The organism is Amycolatopsis sp. NPDC114505 (genome assembly GCF_055633615.1).
Genome location: NZ_JBVKDV010000006.1, coordinates 331,368 through 348,363, shown reverse-complemented (window position 1 = coordinate 348,363; position 16,996 = coordinate 331,368). Strand labels below are relative to the sequence as shown.

General features: G+C 69.0%; 15 protein-coding genes. 7 read left to right on the top strand and 8 right to left on the bottom strand.

Annotated features, from left to right (window positions below; translation table 11 throughout):
* Positions 1–5: 5 nt before the first annotated feature.
* Positions 6–524, bottom strand: a complete 519-nt coding sequence (locus ACZ7OU_RS48080; protein ID WP_470260425.1) for a hypothetical protein — start codon at positions 522–524, stop codon at positions 6–8.
* Between the two features lie 268 nt (positions 525–792).
* Between ACZ7OU_RS48080 and ACZ7OU_RS48075 the strand changes: the two genes are divergently transcribed.
* The 3 genes from ACZ7OU_RS48075 to ACZ7OU_RS48065 all read left to right on the top strand — a co-directional run bounded on the left by ACZ7OU_RS48075 (position 793) and on the right by ACZ7OU_RS48065 (position 6,758).
* Positions 793–4,953: a polymorphic toxin-type HINT domain-containing protein gene (locus ACZ7OU_RS48075; RefSeq protein WP_470260424.1), complete on the top strand. Its 4,161-nt coding sequence runs from the start codon at positions 793–795 to the stop codon at positions 4,951–4,953.
* Positions 4,954–4,972: 19 nt separating this feature from the next.
* A complete protein-coding gene (locus ACZ7OU_RS48070) occupies positions 4,973–5,365 on the top strand; it encodes a hypothetical protein (RefSeq protein ID WP_470260423.1) in 393 nt (130 codons plus the stop codon).
* Between the two features lie 535 nt (positions 5,366–5,900).
* Entirely contained in the window at positions 5,901–6,758 is an 858-nt protein-coding gene (locus ACZ7OU_RS48065) for a recombinase family protein (protein WP_470260583.1), read from the top strand.
* A 384-nt stretch (positions 6,759–7,142) separates the two neighbouring features.
* On the opposite strand, the gene ACZ7OU_RS48060 is transcribed toward ACZ7OU_RS48065, so the two are convergent.
* The 6 genes from ACZ7OU_RS48060 to ACZ7OU_RS48035 are packed head-to-tail and all read right to left on the bottom strand — an operon-like array spanning position 7,143 to position 12,381.
* Positions 7,143–8,084, bottom strand: coding sequence for a LysR substrate-binding domain-containing protein (locus ACZ7OU_RS48060; protein ID WP_470260422.1), 942 nt, complete (start codon positions 8,082–8,084; stop codon positions 7,143–7,145).
* Positions 8,085–8,141: 57 nt separating this feature from the next.
* Positions 8,142–9,149, bottom strand: a complete 1,008-nt coding sequence (locus tag ACZ7OU_RS48055) for an amidohydrolase family protein (RefSeq protein ID WP_470260421.1) — start codon at positions 9,147–9,149, stop codon at positions 8,142–8,144.
* 4 nt (positions 9,150–9,153) lie between these two features.
* Positions 9,154–9,681 carry a 3-hydroxyanthranilate 3,4-dioxygenase gene (locus ACZ7OU_RS48050; protein WP_470260420.1) on the bottom strand — a complete coding sequence of 176 codons (528 nt, stop codon included), beginning with the start codon at positions 9,679–9,681 and terminating at the stop codon, positions 9,154–9,156.
* Complete coding sequence (locus ACZ7OU_RS48045; RefSeq protein ID WP_470260419.1) at positions 9,678–10,118, bottom strand: RidA family protein; 441 nt, start codon at positions 10,116–10,118, stop codon at positions 9,678–9,680. Before ACZ7OU_RS48045 ends, ACZ7OU_RS48050 begins: the two co-directional genes overlap by 4 nt.
* Entirely contained in the window at positions 10,115–10,906 is a 792-nt protein-coding gene (locus ACZ7OU_RS48040; RefSeq protein WP_470260418.1) for a 2-keto-4-pentenoate hydratase, read from the bottom strand. Before ACZ7OU_RS48040 ends, ACZ7OU_RS48045 begins: the two co-directional genes overlap by 4 nt.
* Positions 10,903–12,381, bottom strand: a complete 1,479-nt coding sequence (locus ACZ7OU_RS48035; RefSeq protein ID WP_470260417.1) for a 2-hydroxymuconic semialdehyde dehydrogenase — start codon at positions 12,379–12,381, stop codon at positions 10,903–10,905. The genes ACZ7OU_RS48040 and ACZ7OU_RS48035 overlap by 4 nt, the downstream gene beginning before the upstream one ends.
* A gap of 335 nt (positions 12,382–12,716) precedes the next feature.
* Between ACZ7OU_RS48035 and ACZ7OU_RS48030 the strand changes: the two genes are divergently transcribed.
* From ACZ7OU_RS48030 to ACZ7OU_RS48015, 4 genes are read left to right on the top strand one after another with little or no spacing between them, the layout of a single operon-like run.
* Complete coding sequence (locus tag ACZ7OU_RS48030) at positions 12,717–13,433, top strand: alpha/beta hydrolase (protein ID WP_470260416.1); 717 nt, start codon at positions 12,717–12,719, stop codon at positions 13,431–13,433.
* Positions 13,430–14,683 carry an MFS transporter gene (locus ACZ7OU_RS48025; RefSeq protein WP_470260415.1) on the top strand — a complete coding sequence of 418 codons (1,254 nt, stop codon included), beginning with the start codon at positions 13,430–13,432 and terminating at the stop codon, positions 14,681–14,683. The genes ACZ7OU_RS48030 and ACZ7OU_RS48025 overlap by 4 nt, the downstream gene beginning before the upstream one ends.
* A complete protein-coding gene (locus tag ACZ7OU_RS48020; RefSeq protein ID WP_470260414.1) occupies positions 14,680–15,360 on the top strand; it encodes an MBL fold metallo-hydrolase in 681 nt (226 codons plus the stop codon). The genes ACZ7OU_RS48025 and ACZ7OU_RS48020 overlap by 4 nt, the downstream gene beginning before the upstream one ends.
* On the top strand, positions 15,360–15,593 hold the full coding sequence (locus ACZ7OU_RS48015) for a hypothetical protein (protein WP_470260413.1): 234 nt from the start codon (positions 15,360–15,362) through the stop codon (positions 15,591–15,593). Before ACZ7OU_RS48020 ends, ACZ7OU_RS48015 begins: the two co-directional genes overlap by 1 nt.
* 25 nt (positions 15,594–15,618) lie before the next feature.
* On the opposite strand, the gene ACZ7OU_RS48010 is transcribed toward ACZ7OU_RS48015, so the two are convergent.
* The gene (locus ACZ7OU_RS48010; protein ID WP_470260412.1) at positions 15,619–16,959 is read right to left on the bottom strand and encodes an MFS transporter; all 1,341 of its coding nucleotides are present in this window, start codon (positions 16,957–16,959) and stop codon (positions 15,619–15,621) included.
* Positions 16,960–16,996: the final 37 nt, after the last annotated feature.

Here is a 16,996-nt window from a genome sequence, read left to right as displayed (position 1 = left end):
TTTGATCAGGCGGTCGCGGTGAGCTGAAGCAGCGTGGTGGGCGGACTGCCCGGCTTCGTGGCTACGCCGACCGGTGTACTGCGGCTGGGGTTGACGTTGACGGTGGTGTGCTGTCCGGCGTCTGTGGTGAGGTCTGCCTGCACGGTGTGACCGGTGCCGTCGATCTGACCGTCGCCGCGGATTTCGTAGACGGCGGGAATCCTGAGTTCGAGACGTCCGGGTGTGGCCAGGATCTTGAAACAAATCCGTCCTTGCCCGTCGGCGCCTTCGACCGCTGTGGTGACTACGGTCAGGAGGCCGATATTTCCTTCCGGCGGCGTTGTGCAATCGGCGAACACGATGTGTCCATCACCGGAAATGAGAGTCACGTTGTAAGTAGATTGGATCGTGTCCGCGCCGGGGTATACATAATCTTCCACAGCCGACGACTGAACGTCGCCGGCGACTTGAGCGGACGGCGTCGCCGCGTTGGCTGTCCACGCGCCGACCGCGGCTGCCGCGAACACTGTTGCCGCAAGAAGCACGAGCCCTCGTCTGAGTCGCATTTCGTCCTATCTGTCCATTTTGGCGAGAGAATCGCTTGATTCGCCAAAGTTTGTCTGAATGCGCGCTCAGCTCGTTACCGCAACAGCATGTGATCCACGGCACGTTTTACGGAGGCAGGCCGTGTGACTAGTGTGTGAATTCGCACCTGTGCGGTGTTCATCAGGGGAGCTTCAAACTGTGCCGCGAGAGCTGATTCGGCGCGCGCGATTATCGTGGTGTTTTCGGGGAGGGGTTCGGTTGAGGAAAATGGCGCGCTCGTCCGGCATTCCGCGGCGAGGATTGGTTTTGCTGACAGTGGCGAGCCTGGCCGGGGGGCTGGTCGCGGCGCCGGCCGCGCTGGCTGACACCGCCCCTGCCGCGAGTGCTACCGACCGGGCGCATGTGGTGTCCTTGTGGCGCTTCGGAGGACCGACGGTCAGGGCCGACGCCGAACGTGCTCTAGTCGGGACCGACGCGGACATCCAGGCCTTCTTGACCACGCAACTCCCGCGGGATCAGAAGATCGACCAGCGGATCAGCGTCGACCGGATGGTCGCCTCCGGCGGAGAGACGGTCCAGGCCGCGGCGCAGCAGGCCCTCGACTCGACTGATGACACCGCACTGCTGTCGTTCTTGGAGACCGGCTGGAAAACACCGGCCGGCCACGACCTGCGTATCCGGGTCGACCAGATGCTGGCCTCTGCGGGCCCGGAGCTGCATAAGACCGCACAGGCCGCACTCGACGCCAACGATTCCGCTGCCTTGCAGACTTTCCTGCAGACCGGCTGGCAGCAGCCATACGCCACGGACCAGCGGGTCCGCGTCGATCAGTCGCTCGCCGCAGGTGGCCCGGAGGTGCAGAAAGCGGCGCAGCGCGCGCTGGATGCCTGGTCCGTCGACGCCTACACGCAGTTTCTCGACCATGACCGGCAGATCGCCGAGGCCCGGGACCAGGAGACGACGACGGTCGCCCAGCTGGCCGGAGCCGCCAAAGATGCGGGCGACGAAGCGGCCCGCGAGACCCAGGCCGCCAAGGACGCCTCGGACCGGGCGGTGCGCGAGGCCGAACTCGCCAAGGAAGCGGCACAGGCCGCAGAGCAAGCAAGCATCGATGCCAAGAACAACGCGGCCATCGCGGCCGGAGCTGCGGCTGCGGCGGCAGCCGCAGCGAGCAAAGCATCTGCCGCGGCGAAAGAAGCCGTGAGCGCGGCGAATGCAGCCAGTTCCGCCGCGCGCGTTGCAGCCGGAGCTGCGGCCCGGGCCGCCACCGCGGCGACCATGGCCGGTGATGCCGCGACGCGTGCTTTCACCCAGGCCGGAGCAGCGGCTGTCGATGAACACCGCGCTTCCGATGCCCGCGACGCCGCCGTCATCGCCCGTGCCGTCGCGCGACTCGCGCTGACGATCGCGGACGAGGCAGCGGTGGCCGGGGCGGCGGCGGACCGGGCCAAAGCAGCAGCGGACGCCGCGGGCTCGGCGGGCAATCACGCCGCAGCAGCAGCCACTGCGGCCGCCAACGCAAGCACCAACGCCACCAACGCCGGCGCGGACGCGCGCACCGCGCGGCAAGCGGCCGCGACCGCCCGCGCGGATGCCTCACGAGCCAGTCGCGCAGCGCAAGCAGCCAGCACTTTCGCCGCGGCCGCGGCGGCGGCCGCCTACACCGCGCGAGACGCGGCAAGCCGGGCCGCCGCGGATGCGAATACCGCTGCCGACGCCGCGGACGAGGCCGCGGCCCACGCCGGTCAGGCCGCTGATGCGGCGAACCAAGCGACCGCGCACGCCAACGCCGCGACGCAGGCCGCGCAGAACGCGATCACCACCGCGAATCAGGCCAAACAGGTCTACGACGCGGCCCGCGTCGCCGATGATCAGCGCATCGCGACCTCTGAAGCCCAGGACGACGAAGCCGCGCTGGCTCTGTCCGCCGCGGCGACCCAGTTGAAGGTCACGCACGCCTGGGAAAGCGCCCAAGCGGACTTGCGCAACACCGAGACCACCCGGCTCATCACCGAAGCTACCGCGCCGGGCACCGACCTCGCGACCGCGGTCAGCGACGCGCGCAAGGTCGCGCTCACCTTGAGCGTCACCGGCGGACCATGGACGCAGGCCGCCGCGAACTTCACGCTGGCCGGGCCGGACGCGCTGGCGATGGACTTCGTCCGGCGAGGACTCGGCGTCGCAGCCGGGCAGGATGACCGCACGACCGTGGCGAACCTGGCAGACACCGGTACCGACGGGTTCCGGACCGCGGCCAATACAGCCCTGGCCGGCACCGACGCCGACGTGCAGGCGTTCCTGCGCAGCCAGGACTACCCCGGCCGGACGACCGACGACCGGATCGCCGTCGACCAGATCCTCTACGCCGCCCAGCAGAATGGCGGCCCTGCTCTGCAGGACGCCGCGCAGCAGGCCTTGGACGCCAACACCGACCAGGCCCTGCGGCAGTTCCTGACCAGGAACCAGTACATCACCGCCGGGCACGACGAACGGATCAAGGCCGACCAGATCCTCTACGCCGACGACAGCGGTCCGGAACTGAAAGCCGCCGCCCAGGTCGCCCTCGACGGCACCACGGGCATGCTGCACCAGTTCGTGACCGTCGGGCAGTTCGCCGCAGCGCAGCGGGACCAGGACAGCGCAGCGCACAACGCGCAGATCGCCGGGTATCTGGCCCAGGCCGCCGAGACCGCGAACACCGCATCCCAGCACGCCAACGAAGCCCAGGCAGCGGCGGCGACCGCCCGGGGTGCCGCCGCGGACGCCGCAGGCTACGCCCAGCAGGCACGCAGTGATGCGGGCCAGGCGGCGACCTACGCCCAGCAGGCGCACCAGTCCGCCCTCGACGCCGAAGGCTCGGCGACCAAGGCCGCACAATCCGCATCGACCGCGCAGAACGCCGCCACCAGCGCCAATCAGTCCGCGCAGAACGCTTCCCGGTCGGCGATGTGGGCGACCTCGTCGGAGCGCCAGGCCGCCGGTTTCGCCGTCAAGGCCTACGGGTACGCGCATGACGCGTTCACCTCGGCGCAGAACGCCGGTTCCGACGCCAGTGTGGCCGCGGACGCCGCCAACGCGGTGCTCACCGACGTGCTGCACAAGGTCGCTGACGAGAAGCTGGCCGTGAAAGCGCAGCAGTACACGGACTGCGATCAGTACAAGCAATTCGGAGACAAGTACCAGGATTGCCTGCATCTGGTGTTCCAGTCGGACTACGACAACCGTATTCTGATGCTGCAGAACGGCGCGATGTGCGGCAAGATCGACGCTGTCGGCAGCGATCAGTACAAACAATGCGTCAGCGACGTGCTCAGCCCCAGTTTCAAGGAAGACCAGAATCTCAACATCATGGCCGATGCGTTCGCCAGCATCGCCAAGATCGAGACGCTCTGGGGTGGCGCCGTTCTCGGCATGCTCTGCGCCGCGGCTGAACCCTGCGGGGTGCTCCTCGCCTCGGTGGTCCCCGAGGGCACCGCATTCATGTCGTGGATGACCGCGGCCGGTGTCGATGCCCTCGTGTCGACCCGCATCGCGGCGATGTTCGAAGAGTCCTCGGTGCAAGGCGTCTCCGACGACGCGGCCTACTCCGACCTGCTCGCCGGGCTGGCCCGCATGGTGTGCCCGAACAGTTTCAGCGGGGACACGAGGGTGTTGCTCGCCGACGGTGGCACCAAGCCGATCAAGGACGTGGCGATCGGCGACCAGGTCGCCAACGCCGAACCCGACAGTGCGCGACTTGAGTCGCACGCGGTGACTGCCGTGCACGTCACCGACGATGACACCGATTTCGACGGGCTGACCGTCGGATCCGCTTCCGGGTCCGAGACCATCACCACCACCGCTCACCATCCGTTCTGGGACGCCACCACTCACGCCTGGGTCGATGCGGCAAACCTGAAACCCGGTGACCAGCTCAACACGCCCGGCGATGGCCACGTCACCGTCGTCGCCAGCCGTCGCTACGTCGACCACATCCGCACCTTCAACCTCACCGTCGACACGATTCACACCTACTACGTCCTGGCTGGTGACACACCGGTGTTGGTGCACAACACCGAGGGATGTGGTCCCGCGACGTACTATCACGGTTCGGATGTGGACTCACTCGTCGATGTCTTGAACAACGGTCTCGACGCGAGCAGGGCAGCGGCGAACTACACTGATGGGCCCGGCGGGTTCTTCGTAGCGACGCATGAGGGTGACGCCTGGTTCTTCGCGGCCAGGAACGGAGGTAAGTACGCAGTGATCAAAGTGTCCATCTCGGATAGTGCGATGAATCAGCTTCGAGACGCCGGGGCCGTAACGAGGGTGATTCCCGTCGGCGCGAAGTCGCCGACGTTCGAAGGCGATGAGTTTCACATCCCAGCGTCGGCGTTCGATCTGTTTAACCGGCTCCGAGCGGATGGTGAGATCGTTGTTTCACCCTGAGGATATTCACCTGGGTGACGTGCGTGATTACGCGCGCAGAGAACAGAGTCGCTTCTTTCGGGGTGGGCGCTACGACCCCTATGAGGCCGCATCGATGATCGCTTTGGAGGCGATGCTCGGAGGCGCCGAAGACGTGCGCATCAGAGTGTCCGACGGATGGATTTGCGTCTGCTCTGATGTCGACTGGCTGCAGGGATTCGAGGCGGAGGCTTTCAGTGGATTTGCACCGTTCAAACCAGGTGGACCGAATGGTGTCACTTCGGATTTCTTCCCTGTCGTTTTTTCGACTTCGGTTGCCACGGCGACGCACTCTGAAGTCCAGCTCATCAAAGGCGATTCTGCGGGACCGCTCGACAGTTTGGACGGCGACTGGGAGCGCGTGGTCGCTTTCGAGGTGACAACGAGTCAGTGAGCCGCCTCGGACAAGGGTAGGGCAGGGCGCCCGGAAATGCCGCGAGGCGGGTGCGTGGTGGCCGGCGCATGCCGGTGAAGAACGTCTGCGCTCGGATCCCATTGTCGCGGCGACTGGCGAACGTACCAGGAGACCGTCGACCAGTTGCCGCTCAGGGTGCGCCGATGAGTCTGCGCTCAGCCGTCCGCAAGGCAAGGACGACCAGAAATCTCAACATCGTGGCCGATGCCTTCGCCGGCATCGCCAAGATAGAGACGCTCTGGGTGGTGCCGTTCTCGGCGTGCTCTGCGCCGAAGCCGAACCCCTGCAGCTCGAGTGAGCGCCGCCGACGGGCAGACTTCGTAGCGCGAACGACAGCACCATTGCTGACCACTTCCCAAGACCCACGCGGGCCACGGCACCGATCGGTCGGTCCGGGGATCCAGCAGTTTTACTATCAGCCACAGCCTGAGGGCCAAGACCGCCGAAGTCGACTTTGAGCAGACCACTGGCGAGCTTTTACCTGCTACCAGCATCGACGCCGTTCATCGGCAAAGTGAACTCACGGAGTCGGCCGCCCTACGGCTACCGTCTCGCCGATGCCGGCCCGCACCCGAACCGGGCCCACGCGAGCTGGGGCCGCCGCCTGCACCGCCTGGAACCAGATCCGGTCACCGCACCGTGGGTACGGTGGATCTTCGAACAACGAGCCACGGGGCGCAGCGTGGCCGGGATCGCGCGGGAGCTCAACGACCGCAGTGTCCCGTGCCCGTCGAGCGCTGACCGGGACCGCAACCGCCACCGGACGAAACACGAGTGGATCGTCCGGACCGTGGTCGAGATCCTCGAGAACCCTCGATACACAGGGCGGCAGGCGTGGAACCGACACGGCACCAGAACAGCCGGTCCTGCCTGCCACGGTGCTCCAGCCCAATCGCCAGCAGCACGAAGCTGGGCCGAGTCGAAGAAGGTGACGCACCCTGCTCTCGTGGACGAGACGACGTTCCTGGCAGTCCAGGGCATGCGCGCGGCCCGGCCAACGCAGCACGGTGACACGAGGACGTACGTGCTAGCGGGACTCGTGCAATGTCAGCTGTGCAGCCGTCGGCTGGATTCTCACTGGGTGAACGGCCGCCCCGGCTACCGCTGTCGCCACGGCCACACCAGCGCCCGCAACCGACCACCAGAACTCGCGAAGAACGTCTACCTCCGCGAAGACCACTTACTTGACGATCTCCGCGTGCGATTCGCCGAGACAGTCGGTGATGATGGGGCCGCGCTCGCCCGCTACCTGAGGTCAAACGACCTGACGATCATGTGTGGCGGCCCGACTGGAGAAGTCAAGGCAAGCGGCCCACAATGCGCATTTACCGCGCCAGAAGAGATCGGCGACGACCAGTTGCTGTTACTCTGACCCAGCCGCGCCGCGCAGCTCCATGGGGCAATTGAGTGTTCGAGGACCAAGTTGATCTATAACCCCCACCCTGAAGTTCGCCACTGACCTGCAGCTCAAGTGACCCGCCTATGCGCGGGAGAGTTCCGACGCACGCGGCTTCGATGCCAGGAGAAAGAGCGGCTCATCCACCAGTCGCCGGGGGCGTCTGAGTCGGTGCTCGACCAGAACTCCACGCAGGCGCAGGTGAATTCCTCGGCGGTGAGGTGGCCGTCGCCGTCGGTGTCGGCGATGGCCAGAAGGTTCCCGGTCGGGGAAACCGGTTCCTCATTCTCGTGTGGACAGAAGGATGTGCAGGGCTCGGGGCGCGAAATGAGCCCCGCGACACCTTCGCGCGGCCGGAACTCAGTCGGATCGAGCCGGCCGCGGATGCACGGAATCCGCGACCGCGACCAGCGACTGCATCATGGCTTCCGAGGCCGGGCTCAGCCGGCGGCCGCCCGCGAGGGTGATCCCGACGCGTGCGCCGACGAGGTCGAGCGAGATCGGCAGCGCGGTGAGCCGGGGGTCGCTCGCGCCGATGAGTTCCGGGAGCGCGGCCACCATGTCGGTCTCCACGAGGAGCTGGCGGATGGTGAGGAACGCGGTCGTCTCGACGCGGTCGGGGGGCAGGGAGACGTCGTTGCGGTGGAAGAACTCCTCGAGCTCCGTGCGCAGCGCCGTCTCCACTCCCGGCAGGATCCACGGGTAGGCGATCAGCTCGTCGAGCGGGATCTCGGTGCGTGCCGCGAGCGGGTGGCCGCTGCGCGCGATCACGCGGATGGTCTCCGCGTGCAGCGTCTGCTGGATCGTCCCCTCCGGGGGGACCGTCGCGAGGCGACCGATGATGAAGTCGATCTTGCCGGCGACGAGGTCTTCGAGCAGCGCCCCAGGCGTCGCTTCGCGCACGACGATCCTCAGGGCGGGGCGGTCTCGCTTGAGATGGGCGATGGCCCGCGGCAGCAGGAGGTTGGAGCCCGCGAGATGGGTGCCGATGACCACGTGGCCGCGGGTGGCGTCGGCGATCTCCTGGAGATGCCTGCTCGCCTGGTTCATCTGGGCCAGCGCCGAGCGCGCGTACTCGGTGAAAGCGTCACCGAACTCGGTGGGCTGGATCCCCCGCGGGCCGCGTTCGTAGAGGGTGACGCCGAGGATGCGTTCGAGGTCCTGGAGGCTGCGGGTGACCACGGGCTGGGTGACGTGGAGCGCGGCCGCGGCGCCGACCACGCTCCCCTGACCGGAGAGCGCCTCGACGAGCAGGAGATGGCGGAACTTCAGCCGCCCGTCCAGCATCCGCGGTATTTCCATACGAGGACGGTAGACCGCCTTGCGTCCTAGGGCATAGCCGCACGGCCGTGTGTCCCACTATGGACATACCCGCTGGTCGGCGGGCACGTGCCCGACCCAGCGCAGCGCGTTGCCGCCGGCGATCGCCTCGCGCTCCGCGGCGCTGAGGAAGTCGGCCTTCCGGAGTACCTGGCCGACGGGCCGTTCGCCCAGCGGGTAGGGGTAGTCGCTACCCAGCATCACGTGGTCCGCGCCGAGGGTGTCGACCAGCGTGCGCAGCGCCACCGGGTCGAAGACGACGCTGTCCACGCTGAACCGGCCGACATAGGCCGAGGGCGGCCGCTGCGAGGTGGCGATGAGGTCCGGGCGGCGGTGCCAGGCGTTCTCCAGGCGCCCCAGCCAGAACGCGAACGACCCACCGCCGTGCGCGAAACAGATCCGCAGCGAGTCCGGCACCCGGTCGAACACCCCGCCGAGGATCATGGCGAGCACGGAGAGGTGGGTCTCCGCCGGCATCCCGGTCAGCCACCGCGCCATCCAGCGGTCCAGCCGCGGCGAGGTGGGCATGTCCCAGGGGTGCACGAAGACCGGCGCGCCGCGCGAGGCCGCGTGCTGGAGGAAGGTGACGACGCCGTCCGAGTCGAGGTCCTGGTCGCCGACGTGGTTGCCGATCTCCACCCCGACGTGCCCGGCGTCCAGGCAGCGGTCGAGTTCGCGGCAGGCCGCGTCGGGGTCCTGCAACGGCACCTGGGCGAACGGGATGAAGCGCTCCCGGTCGGGGGCGCAGATCTCCAGGGCGAGATCGTTGAAGATCCGGCAGACCTTGACCGCCTCGGCACCGCTCAGGTCGTACCCGAAGAACAGCGGCGTTGGCGAGACCACCTGGGCGCGCACCCCGTCGGCCGTCATGTCGGCCAGCCGGGCCGAAGCGTCCCAGCAGGTCGAATCGATGGCCCGGAACTCGGTCTCCCCCACCATGATCATCGCCTGGCGTTCGGACTCCACGCGCAGCCAGGGCTGTCCTGGGCCGAGGTCCGGCCAGCCGGCCGGGACGTAGTGGGTGTGCACGTCGATGACGTCGGACACCGGATCAGCCCTTGCCGGGGTGCAGCGCGCCGCAGTTCCCGCACGTGCGCTGCTCGACGGACGCGTGGAAGGCCTCGAACACCGGCGGCAGGTCGGCGACGATGTCCCGCACCTGCAGCTCGACCGAATGCACCTTCGTGCCGCACTCCCGGCAGAACCAGCCGAACTGCTCCGTCGTCCCCTCGGGGCGCACGCGCTCCACAACGATGCCGATGGATCCTTCCTCCGGCCGCTGCGGCGAGTGCCAGGTGCTGCCGGGCAGCAGCCACATGTCGCCTTCGCCGATGTCCACGCGCCGCGGACCGTCCTCGGTGATCACGTTGACGTGCATGGCGCCCTTGACCTGGTAGAAGTACTCCTCGAACGGCTCGAAGTGGAAGTCGAGCCGCTGGTTGGGGCCGCCGACGACCTGCACGATGAAGTCACCGCTCGTGTCCCACATCGCCTTGTTGTTGACCGGTGGCTTCAGCAGGTGCTCGTGCTCGGCGAGCCACTTCGGGAAGTTGAAGACCGGAGGCAGTGACGACGTCATGAGTTCTCCTGGGCGGTACGGCCGGACCGGCGCACGGCGACGGCCTGGATCTCGATGAGCAGGTGCGGGTGGGGCAGCTGGTGGACCGCGACGGTGGTGCGCGTGGGGCCGGAGGTGTCGAAGTACTGGTCCCAGACGCGGTTGTAGCCGCCGAAGTCGTTCATGCTGACGAGGTAGGAAGTGACCTGGACCAGGTCGTCGAGCGTGCAGTCGACGGCGGCGAGGACGTCGCGGATGTTCTCGAGCACGGCCCGGGCCTGCGCCTCGATGTCGAGATCGGTCACCCCCATCGCGTCGGCGCTGGCACCGACGAAGGTGTTGTCGGGGCGGCGGCTGCTGGTCCCGGAGACGAACACCAGGTCACCGGCGACCTTGACGTGCGGGAACCGGCCGCGGGGCGTGGCCTTCCCCTCGACCACGAGGGACTTGTCGGTCATCGCTCCTCCGCGGGGATGGTGGTGACGTGGACGGTGCCGAGACCGGGGATGGTCGCGCGGACCGTGACCCCGCCCGGGAGGGCGACCGCGGCGGTCGCCGCCCCGGCCAGCAGCACGGAACCGGCGGGCAGCACGACGCCCTGGGCGGCGGCCATGCGGGCGATCGCCGGCAGGGCGAGTACCGGGTCGCCGAGGATGTCGCTGGTGTTCCCGGTCGCCGCGACCGCGCCGTCGATCTCCAGGGTCACCGGCCGGTCGGCGAACCGGACGCCGGTGGCGGTGAGATCAGCCGGCTGCCAGGCGCCGGTCACGAAGCCCGCCGCCGAGGTGTTGTCGGCGACGACATCGGTGAGGGAGAACCGGAAGTTCGCGTAGCGGCTGTCGATGATCTCCAGCCCGGGAGCGACCGCGTCGACGGCGGCGCGCAGTTCAGCCTCGGGGTCGGCCGAGGCGCGTGCGTCGAACCGTTTACCCAGACGGAAAGCCACCTCCGGCTCGACGCGCGGGTGGATGTAGTCCGCCAGCGCGACGCTGCCACCGTCGGCGTATTCGCCGCCCGCGTGGAGCCGGCCGAAGATGACGTCGGAGACGCCCATCTGCCGTGCCTTGGCCTTGCTGGTGAACCCGAGCTTCACGCCGGCGAGGCGGTCACCGCGGGCCGCCCGCAGCTCGGAGCCCAGTGCCTGCACGCGGTAGGCGTCGTCGAGGGTTAGAGCGCCGAGCTGCGCGGTGGCCCGCTTGGAGGTGACGGCCTCGTCGAGAGCCGAGGCGTACCGGGAGAGAGTCATAGCGCCACGCACACATTCGTCGTCTCGGTGTAGAAGTGCAGCGAGTGCTTCCCGCCCTCGCGCCCGATGCCGGAGCGGCCCGTCCCGCCGAAGGGGGCGCGCAGGTCGCGCAGGTACCAGGTGTTGACCCAGGAGAGGCCGACGTTCATCGCCTGCGCCACCCGGTGGGCCCGGGTCAGGTCGCTGGTCCACACCGAGGCGGCCAGCCCGTATTCGGTGTCGTTCGCCAGGCCGATCGCCTCCTCTTCGGTGTCGAAGGGGATCAGCGCGGCGACCGGACCGAAGACTTCTTCGCGCACGGTACGACAGGAATTGTCCAGGCCGGTCCACACCGTCGGTTCGATCCAGGCGCCGCGCGCCAGGTCCTCGCCGAGATCGGGGATGCCGCCCCCGGCGAGGACCTCGGCGCCTTCCTGAACGGCGAGGTCGAGGTACGACAGCACCTTGGCCCGGTGCCCCCGGGAGATCAGCGGGCCGGTCGTCGTGCCGGGGTCGTGCGGACGGCCGAGGCTCAGTCCCCGGGCCCGCTCGGCGATCCCGGCCGCGAGCTCGTCGAAGAGGCCGCGCTGGACGTAGACCCGCTCGGTGCACAGGCAGACCTGGCCGGTGTTCAGGAACAGCGACCGGGTCAGCCCGTCGAGGGTCCGCTCCACCGGGGAGTCGTCGAAGACGACGGCCGCGTTCTTGCCGCCCAGTTCGAAGGAGACGGGCACCACGCGCGGGGCGACCTCCTTCATGATCGTCGCGCCCGTCGAGGACTCACCGGTGAAGGTGACCCCGTCGATCCCCGGGTGCTGGGTGAGGAACTCCCCCGCCGAGCCCGGGCCGAAGCCGTGGACGACGTTGTACACGCCATTCGGCGCGCCCGCCTCGGCGATGACCTCCGCCAGCAGGGTCGCCGTCGACGGAGTCTCCTCGGACGGCTTGACCACCACGGCGTTGCCACAGGCCAGCGCCGGGGCGACCTTCCAGGTCAGCAGCAGCAGCGGAAGGTTCCAGGGCACGATGACGGCCACGACGCCGAGCGGCCGGCGCACCGCGTAGTTGAGGGCACTGCGGCCCCCGCCCGTGTCGGTCAGGTACGAATCGAGACCGGCGGAGGAGATCGTGTCGGCGAAGGACCGGAAGTTCGCCGCCGCACGGGCCACGTCCAGTTCGCGGGCCAGCGCCACCGGCTTACCGGTGTCCCGGATCTCGGCGGTCACGAACTCTTCGAAACGCACCTCGATCCCGTCGGCGATCCGCCTCAGCAAGGCGGCTCTGTCCCGGTCGGTGCTGCGGCCCCAGCGGCCGTCGAAGGCCCGGCGCGCAGCGCGTACGGCGGCGTCCACCGTCTCCCGCCCGGCCTCGTGCACCACGGCGACGCGGGCCCCGTCGACCGGGCTGATCTTGTCGAACGTGTCCGCACCGTCGACGAAGCTTCCGTCGACGAAATTCCGGAGCTGAACGACTTCGGTGGGCAGATCGGCACTCATGAACGCACCGTACGATCGGACTCCCATGCCCGTCCAATGCTGATCCGGGGCTGGGTCATAGCCGAACGGGCATAGCCTCCGGTATGACCGGATGGCGATAGATGGCGACGAAGTAGGCATTACCCGAGGTGCCGCGAGGCTGGTGAAGATCACTGCACGACCGGAGCCGCGACGGCGCCGGCGATGACGAGGAGGACCCCATGGCCGCAGGCCCTGCCGTCCGTCCGGCGGACACCAGTGAGTTCTTCACTTGTCAGCACCCGGAGGACTACCACCCTGACTGGCCGGGCTTCTACCGGCAAGCCGCAAGCGCACGGCAGGAATTGCGTTCACGGGTGCCCCATGAGGTCGACCTGAAGTACGGATCCGACGCCCACCAGTTGGTGAACGTCTACCACCCAGGTTCCGGCGACCGCCCGGTCATCGTGTACTTCCACGGCGGCCGCTGGCGCGAAGGCCACCCGGCCTATTACGACCACCTCGCCGGCCCCTGGGTGGACGCCGGCGCGGTCTTCCTGTCCTTCGGCTACCGGCTCGAACCGCGCCACACCATCGCCGACGCCGTCGTGGACGCGGCCGCGGCGGTGGAGTGGGCCCGCGCGAACGCCACCCGGTACGGGGGCGACCCGGACCGCATCACCGTGGCCGGGCACTCCGCGGGCGGCCATCTCGCCGCGATGGTCACGCTGACCGACAGCTCCCCCGGCCCGGTGGCGGGCACCGTGTGCATGAGTGCTCCCACCGATCTGCGGGGCATCGTCGAAGACCCGGCCCAGGCTCTCCGGCTCAGCCCCGCACTTCGGGTGAGCCGCGCCCCCGAGCGGGTGGTGATCTCCTTCGGGGATCCCGAGCCCAACCGCAAGGCGGACGACGACTTCTGGCTGACGCGCCAGGGACGGCTGCTCGCCGACGCCCTGACCGACGCGGGCAGGCCGCCGGTGACCGTGACGCTGACCGGGACCGATCACATCGGCACCGCCACCGCCTTCGCCGACCCGACGTCGGAGCTGTTCGAAGCCGCACACCAGGTGGTTTTCGGAGGCACCCGATGACCAGCCACGAGAACACGGGTTTTCGCGGGATGCGGTTCGGCGTGGTGGGCCTCGCCTTCTTGGCAGTGCTGCTCGACGGTTTCGACTCCGCGTCGCTCTCCTTCGTCCTGCCCTCCCTGGCGCGGCAGTGGGGCGTCGCCTCGGCCGGCTTCACCCCGGCGGTGGTACTGACCAACATCGGCGTGGTGCTCGGCTACCTGGCCTCGGGCCGGCTCGCGGCGCGGTTGGGCCTGCGGCGGATGCTGATCACCGGGACCGTGCTGTTCGCCGCGGGCTCGCTGGCCACCGCCCTGGTGCTTCCCCTGCAGTCACTGACCGCCCTGAGCGCGGTCCGGCTGGGCACCGGGCTCGGGCTCGGCGTGGTCCTGCCCGGCGCCGTCTCCCTCGCCACCGCGCACCACCCGGACAGGCAACGCCAGACGGTCTCCGTCACGGTCACCCTCGGACTCGCCTTCGGCGGCACGGTCGCCGGTGTCTTCGGCGGCAGCCTGCTGGCGTCGGTCGGGGCCACCGGGGTGTTCTGGATCGGCGGCGGACTGCCGCTGCTGCTGGCCGTGGTGATGGGCCGGTGGCTGCCGGCGGCGCCGGTGTCCGTGACCACGGACAGCACGGCGGCCGCGGCGCGCGTCGGCGCGCTGTTCGCCCCCGGACTGCGCGCCGCCACCCTGCTGCTGTGGACCTTCGCCTTCCTGGTCTTCATCGCCAGCTACACCCTCCAGTCCTGGGTGCCCACATTGCTTACGGGGTACGGCTTCTCCCCGTCGCAGGCCCCGATCGGCCTCGCCTTCCTGAGCTTCGGCGGAGTCATCGGTGGAGTCGTGCTCCTCCTGCTGGCCGCCCGTAAGGGAATCACGTTCGCCCTGATGGTGATGCCGGCGATCGGCGCGGTGTCGATGGTCGTCGCGGCCACGGTCGGAACGGACCACACCGCGCTGCTGCTCGCCCTCGCCGGTTCCGGTGCGGGCGTCACGGCCGGTCAGATCGGTCAGCTGACCCTCGCGGTGGCGATGTACTCGCCGGCCACCAGGACCGCCGGAGTGGGCTGGGCCGCGGCCCTGGGCCGAGTCGGCTCGATCGTGGGCCCGGCCACGGCGGGGGTTCTGCTCGCGCTTTCGCTTCCTGGCGACGACATCGTGTTGCTGACCGCCATTCCGGTGGTGGTGGCGGCCGTGAGCGCGGCGGTGCTGTGGCGCCTGCCCCGCGCGGCCGGGGACGTGGCGAGGAAAGAGCAGGACGTGGTGGGGCGATGAGCGGCTGGTTCGATCTCGGTGACGTCGCGGTGGTTCCGATCGTGGAGACACCGCGGCTGCTCATCGATCCGGCGGAGTTCTTCCCCGGCCACCCCGGCGTGCCCACCGGCTGGGCCGCCGAGGCGCCCTGGTCCGAGTCAGGGCGGCTGGTCTTCACCATGCAGGCCTTCCTGGTCGTCACGCCGCACGAGCGGATCCTCGTCGACGCCTGCGTCGGCGACGGGAAGCACCGAGCCAGGCCGGAGTTCGACCGCCTGGACAGTGGCTGGTGGCAACGGTTCTCGGCGACCGGACTGTCCGCCGGCGACGTGTCCACAGTGGTCTTCAGCCACCTGCACGTGGACCACGTCGGCTGGGCGACGCGGTGGTCGGACGGGCACTGGCGACCGGCCTTCCCGAAGGCCCGGCACGTTCTGACCGCACCGGAGTACGACTACTGGCGATCCCCGGCGGGCGCCGCGGCGATGACCCGGACCGGCGACTACCTGGCCGACAGCATCGAACCGGTCGCCGAAGCAGGACTGCTGGATCTGACGCCCCCGGACGCCAAGCTCGGCCCCCACGTGCGGCTGTGCCCGGCACCGGTCACACCCCGGGCAACACGGCCGTCCTCGTCACCGGCTCCCGGGCCCGGCTGCTGCTCACCGGCGACATCCTGCACCACCCGCTCCAGCTGATGGACCCGGACACCAGCACCCGGTACTGCGTCGACCCCGAGCTCTCGGCGCGCACCCGCAGGCGGACGCTGGACTGGTTGGCCGACACCGGAACCGCGATGATCCCTGCGCACTTCGCCGCTCCTTCGGCCGGCCGCGTCGACCGCCACGGCTCCGGGTTCACCTTCGCCCCCGCGGTCGATCTCCATCGCCCGGGTCGTTATCCGGCGGCGGGCGCGCCCGCCGCCGGGTAACGAGCACCGGCGCACCGAGCACGCGCTACTCGCGTACTCCGGCGGGCGGCAGCTTCAGGTCCGGCGTAGACACGGCGTCGCGCTGCACCGTCTCGCGGGCGAAGTAAACCGAGATAAGCGTGATACAGCCGAGGAAGACGAGGTACAGGGAGATGGGCCAGGAGGCGCCGGTGGCCGCCAGGAGTGCGGTCGCGATGAGCGGAGAGAGGCCGCCCGCGAACACCGAGGCGAACTCGTGGCCGAGGGCGATGGCGCTGTAGCGCGACGTCTTGCCGAACAGCTCGGTGAAGAAGCTCGGCTGGGTGCCGATCATGGCTCCGTGGCCGATGCCGATGGCGATGATGAAGGCGAGCCAGACGAGCGCGGGGGTTCCGGTGTCCAGCAGCCAGAAGAAGGGGAACGCCACCACGATGAGGGTGGCCGCTCCGGCCATGTAGACCGGGCGACGGCCGATGCGGTCGGACAGGGCGCCGAATCCCACCATCGAGGCGGCTTCCACGACGTTCGCGACGATGATCCCGGTCAGCAGCAGGCCGTTACCGACCCCGATGTGCTTGCCGTAGGCGAGGGAGAAGACCAGGAAGATGTACGAAGAGCCGTTCTCCGCCAGGCGGGCGCCCATCGTGATCAGGATGGCACGGGGATGGGTTCGCAGGGCGTGCAGGATCGGCAGCCGTTGCTTGCCGCCCTTGTGCTGGACGCTCCGGAACTCCGGTGTTTCCTCGATCTTCAGGCGGATGACGAGGCCGGCCAGCGCGGGAACGGCTCCGAGGAGGAAGGGCACCCGCCATCCCCAGGACAGGAACGCCTCGTCGGACAGGCTCTGGACCGCGGCGAAGACCGCGGCGGAGGTGACGAAGCCGAGGTTGATGCCGACCTGGCTCCAGGCCGAGTAGAAGCCGCGTCGTCCCGCGGGGGCGTGCTCGGTGATCATGAGGACGCTTCCGCCCCACTCGCCGCCGACCGCGATGCCCTGCAGCACGCGCAGCACGATGAGCAGGACCGGCGCCCACACACCGATCTGCGCGTAGGTGGGCAGGAGGCCGATGAGGAAAGTGGTGAAGCCCATGACCATCAGCGTGATCACGAGCATGGGTTTGCGGCCCAGCCGGTCTCCGAAGTGACCGAAGATGATCCCGCCGAGAGGGCGGGCCGCGAAGCCGACGGCGAAGGTGCCGAAGGAGGCCAAGGTGCCGGCGAGGGAGCTGGCGTGGGGGAAGAAGAGGGTGCCGAGCACCAGGGCGGATGCGGTGCCGTAGAGGAAGAAGTCGTACCACTCGAGTGCGGTTCCGGTCAGGCTGGCGATGGCGATCTTGCGGATCGACTGCGGCCCGGCTGCCGGTTGGTTCGGTGCGGTGGGGCTCATCTCGTCACCTCTGGATGAGGACGGTGGCCATCGGGAC

Bases quoted from the DNA above. Each gene is read 5' to 3' on its own strand.
- ACZ7OU_RS48025 (WP_470260415.1), top strand. From the start codon at position 13,430: ATGACCAGCCACGAGAACACGGGTTTTCGCGGGATGCGGTTCGGCGTG.
- ACZ7OU_RS48040 (WP_470260418.1), bottom strand. From the start codon at position 10,906: ATGACTCTCTCCCGGTACGCCTCGGCTCTCGACGAGGCCGTCACCTCC.
- ACZ7OU_RS48075 (WP_470260424.1), top strand. From the start codon at position 793: ATGGCGCGCTCGTCCGGCATTCCGCGGCGAGGATTGGTTTTGCTGACA.
- ACZ7OU_RS48035 (WP_470260417.1), bottom strand. From the start codon at position 12,381: ATGAGTGCCGATCTGCCCACCGAAGTCGTTCAGCTCCGGAATTTCGTC.
- ACZ7OU_RS48020 (WP_470260414.1), top strand. From the start codon at position 14,680: ATGAGCGGCTGGTTCGATCTCGGTGACGTCGCGGTGGTTCCGATCGTG.
- ACZ7OU_RS48060 (WP_470260422.1), bottom strand. From the start codon at position 8,084: ATGGAAATACCGCGGATGCTGGACGGGCGGCTGAAGTTCCGCCATCTC.
- ACZ7OU_RS48050 (WP_470260420.1), bottom strand. From the start codon at position 9,681: ATGACGTCGTCACTGCCTCCGGTCTTCAACTTCCCGAAGTGGCTCGCC.
- ACZ7OU_RS48015 (WP_470260413.1), top strand. From the start codon at position 15,360: ATGGACCCGGACACCAGCACCCGGTACTGCGTCGACCCCGAGCTCTCG.
- ACZ7OU_RS48010 (WP_470260412.1), bottom strand. From the start codon at position 16,959: ATGAGCCCCACCGCACCGAACCAACCGGCAGCCGGGCCGCAGTCGATC.
- ACZ7OU_RS48045 (WP_470260419.1), bottom strand. From the start codon at position 10,118: ATGACCGACAAGTCCCTCGTGGTCGAGGGGAAGGCCACGCCCCGCGGC.